Annotated in this window: 15 protein-coding genes and 1 pseudogene; 6 read left to right on the top strand and 10 right to left on the bottom strand. The window is 55.6% G+C overall.

Annotated features, from left to right (window positions below; genetic code table 11):
- Nucleotides 1–715 (top strand): IS1380 family transposase (locus tag F3089_RS11575; protein WP_151440947.1); only part of this gene is annotated, 715 nt, incomplete at its 5' end.
- Nucleotides 716–784: 69 nt separating this feature from the next.
- On the opposite strand, the gene F3089_RS11570 is transcribed toward F3089_RS11575, so the two are convergent.
- The 6 genes from F3089_RS11570 to F3089_RS11545 form a co-directional block, all read right to left on the bottom strand.
- A complete protein-coding gene (locus F3089_RS11570; protein WP_151440946.1) occupies nucleotides 785–1,423 on the bottom strand; it encodes a hypothetical protein in 639 nt (212 codons plus the stop codon).
- The gene (locus F3089_RS11565; RefSeq protein ID WP_151440945.1) at nucleotides 1,413–4,565 is read right to left on the bottom strand and encodes a type I restriction endonuclease subunit R; all 3,153 of its coding nucleotides are present in this window, start codon (nucleotides 4,563–4,565) and stop codon (nucleotides 1,413–1,415) included. The genes F3089_RS11570 and F3089_RS11565 overlap by 11 nt, the downstream gene beginning before the upstream one ends.
- Entirely contained in the window at nucleotides 4,562–5,710 is a 1,149-nt protein-coding gene (locus F3089_RS11560; protein WP_151440944.1) for a DUF4268 domain-containing protein, read from the bottom strand. Before F3089_RS11560 ends, F3089_RS11565 begins: the two co-directional genes overlap by 4 nt.
- The gene (locus F3089_RS11555; RefSeq protein ID WP_151440943.1) at nucleotides 5,703–7,136 is read right to left on the bottom strand and encodes a restriction endonuclease subunit S; all 1,434 of its coding nucleotides are present in this window, start codon (nucleotides 7,134–7,136) and stop codon (nucleotides 5,703–5,705) included. The genes F3089_RS11560 and F3089_RS11555 overlap by 8 nt, the downstream gene beginning before the upstream one ends.
- Nucleotides 7,126–8,835 carry a class I SAM-dependent DNA methyltransferase gene (locus F3089_RS11550; RefSeq protein WP_151440942.1) on the bottom strand — a complete coding sequence of 570 codons (1,710 nt, stop codon included), beginning with the start codon at nucleotides 8,833–8,835 and terminating at the stop codon, nucleotides 7,126–7,128. The genes F3089_RS11555 and F3089_RS11550 overlap by 11 nt, the downstream gene beginning before the upstream one ends.
- Nucleotides 8,836–8,949: 114 nt before the next feature.
- Entirely contained in the window at nucleotides 8,950–9,570 is a 621-nt protein-coding gene (locus F3089_RS11545; protein WP_151440941.1) for a MarR family winged helix-turn-helix transcriptional regulator, read from the bottom strand.
- A gap of 219 nt (nucleotides 9,571–9,789) precedes the next feature.
- On the opposite strand from F3089_RS11545, the gene F3089_RS11540 reads away from it, so the two are divergent.
- Complete coding sequence (locus tag F3089_RS11540; RefSeq protein ID WP_151440940.1) at nucleotides 9,790–10,773, top strand: hypothetical protein; 984 nt, start codon at nucleotides 9,790–9,792, stop codon at nucleotides 10,771–10,773.
- A complete protein-coding gene (locus F3089_RS11535) occupies nucleotides 10,770–11,285 on the top strand; it encodes a DUF1240 domain-containing protein (protein ID WP_151440939.1) in 516 nt (171 codons plus the stop codon). The genes F3089_RS11540 and F3089_RS11535 overlap by 4 nt, the downstream gene beginning before the upstream one ends.
- 92 nt (nucleotides 11,286–11,377) lie before the next feature.
- Here the strand turns inward: F3089_RS11535 and F3089_RS11530 are convergent, their stop codons facing one another.
- The 4 genes and pseudogenes from F3089_RS11530 to F3089_RS11515 form a co-directional block, all read right to left on the bottom strand.
- Nucleotides 11,378–11,689 carry a helix-turn-helix domain-containing protein gene (locus F3089_RS11530; protein WP_151440938.1) on the bottom strand — a complete coding sequence of 104 codons (312 nt, stop codon included), beginning with the start codon at nucleotides 11,687–11,689 and terminating at the stop codon, nucleotides 11,378–11,380.
- Between the two features lie 4 nt (nucleotides 11,690–11,693).
- Nucleotides 11,694–12,032, bottom strand: a complete 339-nt coding sequence (locus F3089_RS11525) for a type II toxin-antitoxin system RelE/ParE family toxin (protein WP_151440937.1) — start codon at nucleotides 12,030–12,032, stop codon at nucleotides 11,694–11,696.
- 190 nt (nucleotides 12,033–12,222) lie between these two features.
- Nucleotides 12,223–12,357: pseudogene (locus tag F3089_RS11520) on the bottom strand (metallophosphoesterase family protein); the annotation flags it as partial.
- 63 nt (nucleotides 12,358–12,420) lie between these two features.
- Entirely contained in the window at nucleotides 12,421–13,392 is a 972-nt protein-coding gene (locus tag F3089_RS11515) for a virulence RhuM family protein/type II toxin-antitoxin system death-on-curing family toxin (protein WP_151440936.1), read from the bottom strand.
- A gap of 224 nt (nucleotides 13,393–13,616) precedes the next feature.
- On the opposite strand from F3089_RS11515, the gene F3089_RS11510 reads away from it, so the two are divergent.
- Genes F3089_RS11510 through tnpB form a run of 3 tightly spaced genes read left to right on the top strand, consistent with a single transcriptional unit; the run spans nucleotide 13,617 to nucleotide 14,642 of the window.
- A complete protein-coding gene (locus F3089_RS11510; RefSeq protein ID WP_192497362.1) occupies nucleotides 13,617–13,940 on the top strand; it encodes a HigA family addiction module antitoxin in 324 nt (107 codons plus the stop codon).
- A gap of 31 nt (nucleotides 13,941–13,971) precedes the next feature.
- On the top strand, nucleotides 13,972–14,274 hold the full coding sequence (tnpA, locus tag F3089_RS11505; RefSeq protein ID WP_151440935.1) for an IS66 family insertion sequence element accessory protein TnpA: 303 nt from the start codon (nucleotides 13,972–13,974) through the stop codon (nucleotides 14,272–14,274).
- Nucleotides 14,274–14,642, top strand: coding sequence for an IS66 family insertion sequence element accessory protein TnpB (tnpB, locus tag F3089_RS11500; protein WP_151440934.1), 369 nt, complete (start codon nucleotides 14,274–14,276; stop codon nucleotides 14,640–14,642). Before tnpA ends, tnpB begins: the two co-directional genes overlap by 1 nt.
- Nucleotides 14,643–14,653 lie beyond the last annotated feature (11 nt).

Below are 14,653 nucleotides of genomic sequence, written 5' to 3'. Positions count from 1 at the left end.
CGCCCGCCACAGCTGGGCCATCCTGGCGCTGCTGGTGCGCTTCATCCGCCAGCACTGGCCGGCTACCCGGATCGTGTTCCGCGGCGATGCCGGCTTCTATCGCCCCAGGCTGCTCGAATGGTGTGACCGCAACGGCGTGGACTACCTGGTCGGGTTCAGCAAAAACAGCAAATTGCTGGATGAGGTCAAAATCCCAATGGCGCGGGTGCGCCACCATTACCGGCAAGCCGGGGAGAAAATGAGTGGCGTTTACCGCTTCCAGTATCGGGCTCGAAGCTGGAAGCGTTCGCGCTGGATCGTCTCCCGGCTGGAGCATGGCGAACTCGGTGCTAACCCGCGCTTTATCATCAGCTCACGCTACGACGATGGCGCCAAACTCTATTACCAGCAGTACTGCGCCCGTGGCGACATGGAAAACCGGATCAAGGACCAGCAGCTGGATCTGTTCGCAGACCGCTCCTCCAGTACCGACTGGTGGGCAAACCAGTGGCGGCTGTTGCTGTCAGGCTTTGCCTACACGCTGTTCGAGCGCCTGCGCCAGCATCTGAAAAACACCGGCTTCGAGCGCATGAGCATCCACAACCTGCGCTTGAAGCTGATCAAGGTCGCGGCGGTGGTGATCCGCAACACCCGCCGTATCCGGCTGATGATCAGCGAGCACTACCCCTGGAAGGATGAACTCAGCCAGCTCGTCGGCCGCCTTGTTCCGACATAGAAACAACGGGCGCCCCCGGCCCGAACCAATGGGGGAAAGGGGGCAGTGTGTTCGAGACCCGCTCAGCGATCAGAATCTGACCAGAGAAAGCTGTTGTGGGTCATCCTGGCGCTGGCTACGCTGCCAATAAACGCGCTTTCGGGCGCTCATGAGAAATCCGGGATAGGTCATTCCCTCGGAATGGTGTCCAAAAACCGCCACAATAGGTTTAATTCTGGAGGTATCAATGACTCCCTCTGGAAGGTCAAAAATCCCTTGAAGATAAAATCCATTTTGTTTCAAAATCTCTAGATACTCAGCTCCACCTCTCACCCCAAAGCCACCTGGCTCAAGTAAAGCACAACAAATACCTTGGGTGTTTAATCTATTTAATCCGTGATAGAGATCTACCCACCCCCTTCTGGCGCTTAGTACAGCGCCTCCGATATTTACACGACCAGCCTTCAACCCCAGAGGGAGGTCAAGTACGATAAAGTCAAAACTCTGGTCTGACGCTAATTGTTCATTCCAGTCATAACCCTGAACCTGCAAACTTGGAGAAGGAAATCTCAAAGCCACACTTCCAGTCAGGGATACATAAAGAGATGACTGGGCTTCAACACGCTCAGCTAGTCGTAATAGGAAACCTTCACCAATATCTTTTGGAGCGATAGAATTCATCATTCTTCCTTTTAACGCACGCCTTGAGTCCATTTGTTCATGCTGCACTCCACTGTTCCGAAAGCACCTCAGCCTGCTCCATAACCAAATCCACAGCCTCTCTCGCCTTGTCCGGAGGGTACTTGTACTTCCGAAGCGTCCGGCGGACCAGATTCCGCAACCGTGCTCGCACACTTTCTCGAACCTGCCAGTCCACCGTCGTCGAATTACGCAGTTTCTCAGTAATCTCCTGGGCAATCTTCTTCAGGGTCTCATCTCCGAGCTCTCTAACCGCACTCTCATTGTTCGCCAGCGCATCGAAGAAAGCCACCTCATCGGGGTTTAACCCCAGGTCCTCCTCCCGCGACATCTGCTCCTGAAAATCCTTGGCCATCTCAATCAGTTCCTCGATGACCTGGGCGGTTTCAATGGCGCGGTTGTTATACTTGCGCAGCGTTTCCTGGAGGCGTTCACCGTATTTTTTCTCCTGCACCACGTTGTTGGCCGTTTTTGACTTGATATCGTCTTTCAGGAGTTTTTCCAGCAGCTCCACAGCCACATTTTTCTGAGGCATCTGTCGGACGTCTTCCAGGAAGTCATCGTCCAGCAGGCCGATGTTGGGCTTCTCCAGGCCGCACATCTCGAACACGTCTGAAACGCCCCCGGCTACAACAGCGTTGTCCAGGATCTGCTTGAGGGTTGAGTTCTTCTCTTCCTCCGAGCGCTTCTGGTCGACGCTGGAGACCTTAGAGATGGCCGCTTTGACCGCGCTCAGGAAGGCGATCTCGGTGCGCAGTTCCTGCGCCTCGTCCAAGGTGTTGCACAGCGAAAACGCCTTGTTGATGGCGAGCACGCCATCCAGGAACCGTTTCTTGCCATCTTCCAAACCAAGGACGTAGTTGGCGGCGGGGAGCAGCAGCGCATCCGGGTTATCTTCAAAGCCAGAGTAGTCGAAGCCCTCGCCCTTCGGCCCTTTGGCAAACATGCCCCGCACGGCGTCCAGTTTCTCCAGGAGTGCGGCATACGCCTCATGCGCATCTACCGTTGGCTGGCCTCGGCCCTGGGCTTCGGTGTAGTTCTTCATCGCCTGCTTAAGCTCGTTGGCGATGCCGATGTAGTCCACTACCAACCCACCGGGTTTGTCCTTGAACACCCGATTCACGCGGGCAATGGCCTGCATGAGGTTGTGGCCCTTCATGGGCTTGTCCACGTACATCGTGTGCACACAAGGGGCGTCAAAACCGGTCAGCCACATGTCCCGCACGATCACCAGCTTGAGCGGGTCATCAGGGTTCTTGAACCGCTGTTCCAAGCGTTTCTTGGTGGCCTTGTTATAGATGTGGGGCTGCAGGAGCGGCTTGTCCGAGGCGGAGCCGGTCATCACCACTTTGATGGCACCCTGCTCCGGATCCGCGTCATGCCATTCCGGGCGCAGCCTCACGATCTCGTTGTAAAGATGAGCGCAAATATCGCGGCTCATGGCCACGATCATGGCCTTGCCATCCAGGGTCGCGTTGCGTTGCTCAAAGTGCGCAACAAGGTCGGCGGCCACTTCCTTCAGGCGCGGCTCAGAACCAACCAGTTTTTCCAGCCGGCTCCATTCGCCCTTAGTCTTTTCACGAAAGCCGACGTCCTCCTCGTCCTCGACTACTTCGTCCACCTGGTCGGAAAGTGCATCGATCTCATCGTGGTTAAGGTCCAGCTTGGCGAGGCGAGACTCGTAGTAGATGGGCACAGTGGCCCCATCGTCCACGGCATCCTGAATGTCATAGATAGAGACGTACTCGCCGAAGACCGCCCGAGTGTCCTTGTCCTCCTGCGAAATGGGCGTGCCGGTGAAGCCAATGAAGGCGGCATTGGGTATGGCATCGCGCATGTGCTTGGCGTAGCCGTACTTGTACCGGCCATCCTTCGTGAGCACGGCCTTGAGCCCGTATTGGCTCCGATGCGCTTCGTCAGAAATCACGACGATGTTATGGCGGCCGTTCAGAACCGGGTGCTGATTCTCGTCTTCCAGCAGCGCGAACTTCTGTACTGTGGTAAAGATAATGCCGCCAGATTCACGTTCCGACAGGAGGCGGCGCAGCTCATCCCGGTCATCCGCCTGGACCGGCGTCTGCTTGAGCAGTTCCTGGGCATTGCAGAAGGTGGTGTAGAGCTGACCATCGAGGTCATTGCGGTCCGTCACCACCACCAGGGTCGGGTTGTTCATGGCCGGGCTCTGGAGCAGCTTGCCGGCGTAGCAGCACATGGAAATGCTCTTACCGGAGCCCTGGGTGTGCCAGACCACCCCGCCCTTCTTGCTACCGGGCTCCACTTTCTCACCATAGGTTGCCCGCCGCTCAGCAAGATCCTCTGGCTGCTCAGCCGCTACGACAGTGGCCCGCACTGCCTCTCGCACTGCGTGGAACTGGTGGTAGCCCGCGATCTTCTTGATGACCTGCTCGCCATCCGTCTCGAACAGTATGAAGTGGCGAAGATAGTCCAGCACGAGTTCACGGTCGAAGAAACCGCGCACCATGATTTCCAACTGCCACTCAACCAGCGGCTTGTCGTCTTCGTGCCGAATGACGCGCCAGGGCATGAAGCGCTCCTGAGGCGCGGTGACGGAACCCACACGGGCATGCAGCCCGTCGCTGATAACCACGGCCTCGTTGAAGACAAAGAGGTCACTGATCTCGTTCTTGTAGGTCTCGATCTGGTTGAAGGCGGTCCAGATGTCCGCATTCTCGTCCAGGGGATTCTTAAGCTCCAGAACTGCCACGGGCAGACCGTTGATGAAGCACACCACATCCGGGCGGCGTGGCTGCTTGGTGCCCTTGATGGTGAACTGGTTGACCACCAGGAAGCGGTTCTGGATTACATCTTCAAAGTCGATCAGGAAGGCGCGGTCGTAGACGGTTTCATCGTTGCGCTTGTACTCAACGGGGACGCCTTCCAGCAGTAGCCGATGGAAGGCGCGGTTGCTGACGATGGGGTCCGGGCTCTCAGGCTTGAGGGCCTGGCCCACCACTTGTTCGATACAATCCTCCGGCAGATGCGGATTGATGCGACTCACTGCATCACGGAGCTGGCTTTTCAGGGCAACCTGTCGATAATCCTCGCGCTCGGGGCTGTCACCATCCGGTGCGATGTCCGGCCCGTGCGCGACTTCCCAGCCTTTCTCGCGAAACCAATCCAGACATTGGTTTTCCAGTTGTTCCTCATTCATGGCTCCGCCTTACGGGTGCCTTGCTTCTTAAGCGAATTCCCAACGCGCTTGAGTGGATCGCGCATTGCCTGCTCCAGCCGCTTCATGTGCGCCACCAGCCAGTCAATCATCCAGGGCCAGTTCTCCTGGTCGAAGCCATCAACGGGCTGCGCGTACTGGATGCGGCACGCTTTGCGCTCCGGTAGAGGCAACCAGACCAAGGCGTCGCCAAACTGCTCTTCCAGCTTGTCCTTTTCAGCCTCCACCTGATCGTAGATGAACTGATTCTCCTCTGCACTGCTGCGCTGGATGCTGAGTTCAACCCGAGCCTCGCTCTTGCCAAAGATCAGGTTATATTGCACCCCGCTCACGCCCGACCCAGCCGCCAGCCAGTGGTCCTTGCTGGGGCTGATGTTGTCGTAAAGCCGACAATCACTCTTACGGAAGGCTTCCAGGCACTGTTCCCAAAAGGCAGGACGAAGCTGTTGACTCTGGCGGAGTTCGTGCTTGGCACTCTGCTTCTCTTTCTCTTTCACCGCCATACCAATCATGAAGTCCTCCGACTCCGGTGGCGGAATAATTTGCTCGATATTCAGAAAGAGCTCATCGCCCGATTTATAGGGAGTCGCCTTGAAGCACTGGCAGGCAATACCGAACTGGATTAACCACAGAACCGTATTGGTGACTTCCTTGCGGTAGTTAGCCGCGACAAAGATCAGCCGCTGGGACTGGCTCCCGTTGATGTCGGCCTCCGCCAGATCCTCCACACCGAGAAACTCAGCAATCTTCTCGGCGGCATCTTCTTCCCCGGCGCCCCGCGCGTTCAGGTAACGCTGGTGGATCTCCACAATCTGATTCCGGCTGAGATTCGCACAGTAGCTGGCGTACTTAAGCGCCTGCCAAACAACGTCACGTCCGGAGTCATCCAGCTTGTTTTCGATGACAACCAAATTCCCGGCCTTATCCAACGCCAAAAGATCCAATCGCTCGCGCGTGTCGTCGAAGCCGTCGAACTCCTTCTGGATAATCAGCAGTTCCTCTCCGAACGCCTCCGGTAAATGCTCCAACCATTCCTGCAGATGGTTTCGCTCCGAAAAGCCAAGCTCCGAGAAGCGTTTTTCCTCCAGAGAGGTGATACGGTTGGAGGTTGTGTCGATCTTAAACATCGGTGGGTTCCGGGGTTTGCTTTTCTGCTTCCGGGACAGTCAACTCGCCTGAAAGCAGTCTTGGAAGCAGGGTATCTCTCAGTTCAGATAGGATCCTTGATTCCTTGATATTCTGTGCACTTTTCTCAAATAGTGGAGTTACTCTTTTACTAAACGCTTCAATTAGATCCCGATCCGGCAATATCACAGGCATTTTTTTTACTTCCTTGGGCTGAGCTCGCTGCCTACTACCTGTTGAGCCGCTCACTCGCTCTAACATTCCCCGCTGGAATGGCTCTGAAAGAACCAGCCCTGCGACAAAACCTCGCAATCCCTCTTCCACGGGCACAAACGGCATGAACTCAGTAGAGCAAACAGATAACTTCGAATTGATAACAAGAGGCCACCATGTACGTGGGAATCGTGGGTTAAGCTTCGAAACCAATATTGCGGAATCCGGGACTTGGTACTTATTGCTTTTAATTTCCTTGCCAAGGTCGAAGGTTGGATACTGCCCATCGTCGTAAGCAGGGATGCTGTAATGTTCCCAAACTTCATCTGGTGCATTCTCAGGTTTGACCGATTGTGTTTCCAAAGTAGCAATATCCGAAACTGAGCCAACATCCCATCCCTCCGGAATCTCCCCAAGCTCACTCTCCACCATCGCCGATGGAAATAGCGCGGCGGTACAGGCGAGGTTGTCGTACTGGTCGGAGCTTTGGGTTCTGAGGACGTCGAGTTCGGCCTCGCTCTTGCCGCTCATCGCCTGCATAGCGACCCTTTCCGCGTCCTCTGCGGTGCAGCCTGCTTCCAGTGCAGCCACCTTGGCTTTGACCGGTTCGAAATCGACGAACCAACTTTTGAAGAAAGCCTGAGCTATCTGCTCAAGCGTTTTATTCACGTCTTGATTAAGTTCAATTTTTCTCTCCAGCGACATCAAAGTTTCGCCAATCTGGCTCTGTATTGAGAGAGGAGGCAATCGAAATTCATAAGCAGCAATTTTGCTTGGCGACGTATGTTTGACAGTAGACCCTGTTGCAGAACCGAGGACATGGTTTCTGTACTCATTTGTACGCATCAGAAAATACAGAAAATACTTGTCTAAACATTTACTATGAATACAGACTAAGCCAATACGTTGATTATGAAGAAATTGATAACGCGGATCATATGGAACTAGCCCCGAGTAACCAAGAGTATCTCCTTTCTTGCTTAAATCTGTCATAGTCACGATCAGATCTCCGGAGCGGAGCTTATACTCATCTGGAACAGGTCCGTCATAATACTTAACCTTATCAAGCTTAAACCCACCACCTACCGCAAAATTACCCGGAGTCACGAGAAAGTTCTCAGTCGGCTCTTCCGAGAAAAACTCGCCCTTAAAAGCAAACCCATGTTTAATCGAAGCTAAGTCTCCCAACCGCACCAAGGGCCATTCAGCAGTCATAACCGAGATCTCCAAGGTTTCGTTTTATCTCTAAGGTAATCTGGTCATTCTGGACGAGTTGGTCTTTCAATTGATCAGTCAATCTTTGCATTTTTTCGGGAAAGGGTTCGCCGTCTTCTTCTTGCTCAGGCGCTCCCACATAACGCCCGGGCGTCAACACATGGTTGTGCTTGCGGATATCCTCAAGATTGGCTGAGTAACAGAATCCAGCTTGGTCTTCGTAGCCCTCACCCTTCTGCCACTTATGGAAGGTGTCAGCGATGGTGCGGATATCTTCTTCGGTGAAATCCCGTAGCACCCGATCCTTCATATAGCCTAAATTGCGGGCGTCGATAAAGAGGGTCTCGCCGCGCCGGTCGCGCTTTCGTTCGTCCAGCACAAACCCATTAGCCTTGTCTTTAGTCAGGAACCAGATGCAAGCAGGGATCTGGGTGTTTGTGAAGAGCTGACCCGGCAAAGCGACCATACACTCCACCAAGTCGTTTTCCACCAGGCGCTCGCGGATTTCGCCCTCACCGCTGGAGTCCGAGCTCATGGAGCCGTTAGCCAGCAACAGTGCCATAGAGCCGGTTGGTGCCAGGTGGTGAAGCATGTGTTGGAGCCAGGCAAAGTTGGCGTTATTCTTGGGCGGCTCGCCGTATTGCCACCGCACATCGCCTTCCAGCTTGGCGTGCCACCATTCCTTCATGTTGAACGGGGGATTGGCCATTACGTAGTCGGCCCGAAGGTCCGGGTGCCTGTCATCCAGGAACGTGTCCGCGGGCTTTTTACCAAAGCTGAAATCGATGCCCCGGATGGCCATGTTCATAGCGGCCAAGCGCCAGGTGGTGGGGTTGGATTCCTGGCCGTAGACGGAAATCTGCTTCTTCTGTTCGGTCGGATCGTAGTGCTGTTCGTCCGCATGGTTCTCGATGAACTTATCGCTGGAGACGAAGAAGCCGCCGGAGCCCATGGCCGGGTCGTACACGCGACCCTTGTAGGGTTCCAGCATTTCCACGATCAGGGTGACAATGCTCTTGGGCGTATAGTACTGCCCCCCCTGCTTGCCTTCGGCCAGGGCGAACTGGCCCAGGAAGTATTCGTAGACGTGGCCGAGGATGTCCTTGCTCTGGAGGTTGAGCTTCTCGCCCTTGTATTCCGGGTTGCTGAAACTGGTGTCCGAGAAAGAGTTGATCAGGCCGATGAGCTTTTCGTTCTCCAGCTGATACTGGCTGATGCGTGGGAGAATGCCCTTGAGCTTGGAGTTGGCCTTCTCGATCTCGTCCAGGGCGTTGTCCACCAGCCAGGAGACGGAACGCAGCTTCACGTCTTCGCCCTGCTGGTTCTGCCAGAGCACGGTGCCGGTGGGTAGTGCGGCCTTTTCACGCAACGTCTGCCAGCGGGCTTCTCTCGGCACCCAGAACACATTCTGCTCGCGGTAGTAGTCCAGCTCTTCCAGTTCCTCCGCCAGCATCTCCTGGTATTCAGCGTCGTCGTCGAAATCCTCGGGCGGCAGATAGTACTCGTGGTGCTCGTCCTTGAACTGACTCAGCAGGTTGCGCTGGTGCTCCTCGAAGGAGTCGGAGACATATTTGAGGAAGATGAGTCCGAGGACGATGTGTTTGTAATTGGCGGCGTCCAGGTGGGCACGGAGTTGGTCGGCCGCTTTCCAGAGTTTGTCGTCGAGGTCGCTGAGGAATTGCTGTTCGGTGGTGTTCATCGTGAATGAAACTTCCTATTGGATTCAGGCTTCGGCGCCGAAGATGGGTAGGATGCTTTTGTTGGCCGACACCATAGCAGGCCAACCTCTGGTTAAGAACTCAGTCTGGCGACGCTATTCGAGCCATTCAATGCTCCCATCCAGACCAACAAGCAGAAGTGAAATCGTTGTTCTGGATTTGGCAAGGTCCGGGAGGCGATTCCACAAACCGCGGTACTGCTTCAGATCTGGCAGGGCGATAGAATATGAAGCATTAGGATCATCCATCCGTTGGAGCGTCTCTCCAAGGATCCCGAGAAAATAGTTAACCCTCATTGGCGATCTCGACCCCGGTCCTTTCACTTCAATGATCCAGCGCTCGGAACCACGATTGGCATCTATATCAATACCCTGCACGCTGCCCCAGGCGACTTGAGTACTCCAGCCGGCATGCTGAAGCCATTGATTCAGCATCTCCTTAATCTCATCTTCGGATAGCGCTTCCAGGTCATGGTTCTTCTGCTGGCTTCTGCCAGTATGCGCCTCATGACGTTCAGCGTTGCCTTTATAATTCCCAATCAGGCCATCTGCGCGCCTTTGCCTGACGACAACTCCTTTGGACTCCAATCCCCGCGCAGTCTGATTAACAGGTTGTTGAGGAGCACTGGCGCCTCGTAGCTGACTTGTAATCTCACGATCAGTCATCCCGGGTGATTTGGAGATGAGCTGAAGAATTTGATCAGTCAGGCTCCCCATTGGAGATCTCCTAAGCTTCTGTTCCTTTGAGCAGGACAGTGGAGTTGACCCGTTTGGAAACTGGTCTTGAATGAGCCTAGCAGAGAACAGGGCGATGAGGATCATAAGATGCCATAAGGAGGACCTTCGCTTGACACGGATACCCGCCGCCCGTAACTTCTACCTCTGCAAACGGAACTGCTGCACTATCTCACCAGACAAGACACAAGGAGGTCGTCCATGCCCTGCGGCAATAGCCGAACCATCCAGCAGATCAACCAGGCCCTGCGCGAGCCCGATAACCGACAGGACGGGGTGATCGTCGCCAAGGATGACCTTCTGCCGTACTGGCTCGAAATGAAGGTCAAGAGCAACAAGCTCACCCGCAAGGAAGCCGACCAGATCTGGGAGCGGGTCAACAATGGTTCCTGGCCGGCCAGTCCGGAGGCTCGTGAACGTGTCGAAGGTCTGATGGCCGACATGCTCGGTAGCGCATCGGCAGTCATGGATGGCGGAAAAGCCGCGCAGCTTATTCGGGACTTCAAAGGGCTGGGTCAATATCGGGAGCAGATCTACGAGGGGCGGCGCTACATCATCTTCAAGGGAAATCCCCGCGTTCGGAGGGTTTTCAAGGGCACTCGGTATTTGGCAACCAACCCTCAGGTTCTCTCTTTTGGTGTAGGGCGTATCGGTGTAGCCAGCGCCCTCAGGAAGGGCGGCATCCTGACCATTTCCCTGCTCGTGCCGTTTAGGATATTCCAGTACGTTCACGATGATGAAAAGACGTTTCTGTGGCTGGCTGGCTCGATTGGTTCCGACCTTCTGAAGGTGGGCATTAGCGGACTGATTACAGGCGCCGCTGCCGCTGTAAGTCTTAAAATCTTTGGCACAGTTGCCGCTGGCATGGTTGCAGTAGCAGCCGTTGGCCTGTTTACCGGCCTGGCTCTGGATCAACTCGACAGTCAGCTTGGCCTTACGTCTCGAATGATTGACGAAATGGAGGCAACCCTCGACCAGGCGGTTGATCATATGGAGGCTCGAATGGCGAGACTTCGTCAGTTACCTTGCCGAGCCCGAAAAACAACTCGCAGAGCACTCGACGATGCGATTGATTCCCTTGCCGACTCTATCTGGGAATACACCAAAAGAACGGGTAAGGAATTCATTCGAGAGTTGATCAGGGACCAGCATTACCCGGGTTGGTTCTATCAGGTGGCCCGATGATGGTTGATAAAACAACTAAAGAGAGTAATCCACTCAACGAGGCTGATCCCAAGCCGGAGATCACCTGGTGGGTGGTGCTCATCTGCATTGCTTTACTTGTGCTGATTGGGCTCTGTTGGTGGTATTTCCTGCCTCGGGCATACGACGGGCTCCTGAACGACCTTTACCGGCCTATCGTCAGTTCAGGGCCCATCGTGACAGTCCAATCATTTCATCTGGCATTGCCCCTACTGGTTTTCGGCCTGCTGTCCGTGTTTGCTATGGCAGTCCTCGGTCTCGCGGCTCGCCCACTCAATCTCACACAGCGCCGAGTCAACGAACTGTTCAGGCCGTTCCTATGGATCGGCCTTGTGGGTGTGATTTTTGGTGTGCTTTCCCAGCCGCTTGCTTTCGGCATCAGCTCTTATCTCGAAGGCGCTGGCTACTATCAATGCCCGGAACACACTCGGATCAGCCCTTTTACGAGCACGCGGGTTCTTGTGCATGAGCCAGAGCTATGTAACAGAGGTTAGATAGGAACACTGGCAAGCCCCGCTAAAGTAAACACTGGAGAGGTTCCCGGATCTTGGCTGCGGGTGAGCTAAAGCCGTGGCTCCTGAAATGATCAAACGCTTTCCATGCGCTCCAGGGTATCCGGGTATTTCTGAAGCATGCGCAGCAGCAGCGCTGAATGGGAGGGGGGATTACTTCGACCCTGCTCCCAGTTCTCCAGGGTACGCGCTGACACCCTGAGTCGAGCGGCAAATACACCACGGGAAAGATTCAGGCTTTCGCGCAGCTCCCGAATCTCCTGATTGGAAATCGTAGGCGCTGGCTGTTGCTTAACCTGGTGAGTGCGCAGGGTAATTTTACCCTCGCGTTCTTTTTCAAGAGCGTCAAAGCCCTCGCTCAATTCTTCGAACAGGTTACGTTTCATGGGGCTACCTCCCGCCTCTTTGAGCCTTTTCCTGCTCCAACAGTCGTTTCAGGACCTTTTTCTCATCTTCAGTCAGGTTGGCCATTTCGCCTTTGCTGTACAGCGTGAATAGCCAGAACTGTTGCCCGTCAACGAACCAGTAGTAAATAATCCGCAAGCCGCCACGCCGGCCCTTGCCCTTCCCTTTGAAACGAAGTTTACGCAGGCCTCCCGTTCCCTGGATCCGGTCTCCCTTTACGGGATTTTCCATCAAATCCCGTTGCAACTCCTTGAAGCTCAAGTCATCGAGATAATCACTTCGATGGCGCTCAAACGGAGGAAGTTCGATAAAAACAGCTTTCATGACACTCCTTGTCCTCTACACAAAACTATACGCACATTGCGTATAGCAATCAAGCTACCCGAGCTCGACCATTACTTACGCCTACGGGGCTCAGGAACATCCAGTTCCTGGATATGGCCCTCCACACCGCTATCGGTAACCCTTATTCGACCGACCGTAACGGGAAGGCTGAAGCGGCGTGGGCCCGCTCGCTCAGCGCATCCATCACCTCTGGCTTGCCAATGTCACCCACGTGCAGGATCAGCTCACAATCAGCCAGAGCGCTCAGGGCCTCGGGCCTCACCTGGCCATGGGTATCTGAAATGACGCCAATATCACTGCTGATGCGCACGGTTTGCCTCTCTCAATTCCAGCCAACCAACTGCCCCACTTCTGCGCTTCTGCAAGTTTAATAGGGATCCGTTGCCAGCAGGTTCATCACCAGGCGCACCATCAGATCCTTGGCTTTAGGGTCGCTCTCTGCAATCAACAGCGTCAGGGCCGTCAGGCCCTGCTCATTCAGGGTCAGATGCATGCCTTCCTGGCGCAGGTAGAGGACGAACAGAAAGGCACCGGAGCGCTTGTTGCCATCCGAGAAGGGGTGGTTCTTGATGACGAAATACAGCAGATGGGCGGCGCGTTCCTCGCGGGTCCTGTACAGGGGCTCACCGAACATGCTCTGTTCCAGGTTACCCAGAATGGCTTCGAGCCCCTCGCCTCGATCCCGGGCAAACAGCTCGCTGGCTTCACCTCGCTCCCGCAGCTCCCCGGCCAGTGCATCCAGGGCGCGACGAGCCTCGTTGAAGTTCAGTACACCACGTGCCGGGCGCGCGCCCTCCGGAATACCCAGGCCACCCTCGTCGTAATCGAGAAGCAGGCGCCAGGTGCGCGCGTAGCCGAGGATCAGGCTTACCACTTCCTGCCCCACATCGGAGACCAGCGCCTGCCTGGTGAGCGTCTGGCCAAGCAGTTCCACGGCCTGCTCCAGCTCGGAGAGACCCTGCTGTGCCAGGCGGTGTTCGTTGAGGCTGTAGCCCTGGGTCAGGTGTTCGCGGAGGACGCGGGTTGCCCACTGGCGAAAGCGCACGCCCCGTTGGGATTTGACTCGATAGCCCACGGAAATAATGACATCGAGATTGTAATGCTCAACGGCACGCTGGACCTGTCGTTTGCCCTCTTGGCGAACTATCCGGAATTTCCGGATAGTTCCCTCCCGGTCCAGCTCCCCCTCTTGATACACATTGCCAACGTGTTCGTTGACGGTACGAAGATCCTTGCCGAAAAGCTCCGCCATCTGCTTCTGGGTGAGCCAGACAGTCTCACCTTCCAAGCGGACCTCCACCGGTTGGCTCTCGTCTTCAAAAATCACAATTTCACTCATACAGCCTCCTTGCTGTCGGTTACTGGGCGTTGTTGGTTGTGTTCCGTCATTATGGAAGAGCCTACTTCATGAACGGGGTCAGGGTCAGCTTACGCCCGTCTTTCCCTACGCCTTTAATTCATTGTGCCCTTTTGACGCTTACCGTTAAACGTTATACATTCAACAAATGATCAGAAGCTTTCGGTGTAAGGAAACACAGACGTTTTTCCGGACGGGCAAGACTGATGACGGACAACGGCATGCGCCCTATCCATCCGGGTGAGATCCTCCGCGAAGAGTATCTCGAACCCACGGGCATGAGCGTGAATGCGCTCTCGAAAGCGTTGCGCGTTCCCGCTACACGCATGAATGAGATCGTGCGCGAAAATCGGGGCATTACAGCGGATACCGCCATGCGCCTGGCCCGCTATTTCAGCACCAGCGAACGGTTCTGGCTGAAGCTGCAGATGGAATACGAACTGCGTGAGGCGCAGGTGCAGCGTGGTTCGCGTATCGTAAGCGCCAGAGAACCGACACCTACCCCCGGGTCTGAGCACCCATCACACTGATTCCATCCTGGTAACCACTGGAGGAATCGGTATGACCCGCACCGAGCGGCATCATTTCTGGCAACAGATTCTGGCCGAGTGGGCGGCCTCCGAGCTTTCCGGCGCCGCCTTCTGCCGCGAACACGCCCTCGGCTACCACCAGTTCCGCTACTGGTGCCGCAAGTTGCGGCCCGAGGGCGAGTCACAGACTGGCGCCGGATTCACCCGGGTCGCGCCGGTGGCAGATGCTGACACCGCGGATGGATTGACCGTGTCGTTGCCCGGCGGTGTGTCGATCACCGGCCTGCATGCGGGCAACGTTGAGTTGCTCAGCGCCGTGCTGAGCCAACTGTGATGCGTCACCGGTATCTACGCCCGTCGCGCCGGTTTCCGGAGATTTACCTGTACCGGGAACCGGTCGATTTTCGCAAGCAGGCCCATGGCCTGGCGCTGATCGTCGAGCAGGAGCTCGGGCACAGCCCGTTCACCGGCGCGCTCTACGCCTTCACCAATCGCCAGCGCAACAAGATCAAGTGCCTGATGTGGGAAGACAACGGCTTCGTGCTCTATTACAAGACCCTGGCCGAGGAACGGTTCAAGTGGCCGGGCCCAGGGGATCAGCTGATGGCGCTGACCGGTGAGCAGATCAACTGGCTTCTGGATGGCTACGACATCACCCTTCTCAAGGGCCATAAAGCGTTGCATTACGAGGCGCTCGGATAGGCGTTTTTGCG

Source organism: Halospina sp. K52047b, from assembly GCF_008709855.1.
GTDB classification, from domain to species: domain Bacteria; phylum Pseudomonadota; class Gammaproteobacteria; order Pseudomonadales; family Oleiphilaceae; genus Halospina; species Halospina utahensis_B.
Note: the sequence above shows the minus strand (reverse complement) of the source record. Positions and strands in the feature narration are given on the sequence as shown.

Bases quoted from the DNA above. Each gene is read 5' to 3' on its own strand.
- F3089_RS11565 (WP_151440945.1), bottom strand. From the start codon at position 4,565: ATGAATGAGGAACAACTGGAAAACCAATGTCTGGATTGGTTTCGCGAG.
- F3089_RS11560 (WP_151440944.1), bottom strand. From the start codon at position 5,710: ATGTTTAAGATCGACACAACCTCCAACCGTATCACCTCTCTGGAGGAA.
- F3089_RS11555 (WP_151440943.1), bottom strand. From the start codon at position 7,136: ATGACTGCTGAATGGCCCTTGGTGCGGTTGGGAGACTTAGCTTCGATT.
- F3089_RS11550 (WP_151440942.1), bottom strand. From the start codon at position 8,835: ATGAACACCACCGAACAGCAATTCCTCAGCGACCTCGACGACAAACTC.
- F3089_RS11545 (WP_151440941.1), bottom strand. From the start codon at position 9,570: ATGGGGAGCCTGACTGATCAAATTCTTCAGCTCATCTCCAAATCACCC.
- F3089_RS11540 (WP_151440940.1), top strand. From the start codon at position 9,790: ATGCCCTGCGGCAATAGCCGAACCATCCAGCAGATCAACCAGGCCCTG.
- F3089_RS11535 (WP_151440939.1), top strand. From the start codon at position 10,770: ATGATGGTTGATAAAACAACTAAAGAGAGTAATCCACTCAACGAGGCT.
- F3089_RS11530 (WP_151440938.1), bottom strand. From the start codon at position 11,689: ATGAAACGTAACCTGTTCGAAGAATTGAGCGAGGGCTTTGACGCTCTT.
- F3089_RS11525 (WP_151440937.1), bottom strand. From the start codon at position 12,032: ATGAAAGCTGTTTTTATCGAACTTCCTCCGTTTGAGCGCCATCGAAGT.
- F3089_RS11515 (WP_151440936.1), bottom strand. From the start codon at position 13,392: ATGAGTGAAATTGTGATTTTTGAAGACGAGAGCCAACCGGTGGAGGTC.
- F3089_RS11510 (WP_192497362.1), top strand. From the start codon at position 13,617: ATGACGGACAACGGCATGCGCCCTATCCATCCGGGTGAGATCCTCCGC.
- tnpA (WP_151440935.1), top strand. From the start codon at position 13,972: ATGACCCGCACCGAGCGGCATCATTTCTGGCAACAGATTCTGGCCGAG.
- tnpB (WP_151440934.1), top strand. From the start codon at position 14,274: ATGCGTCACCGGTATCTACGCCCGTCGCGCCGGTTTCCGGAGATTTAC.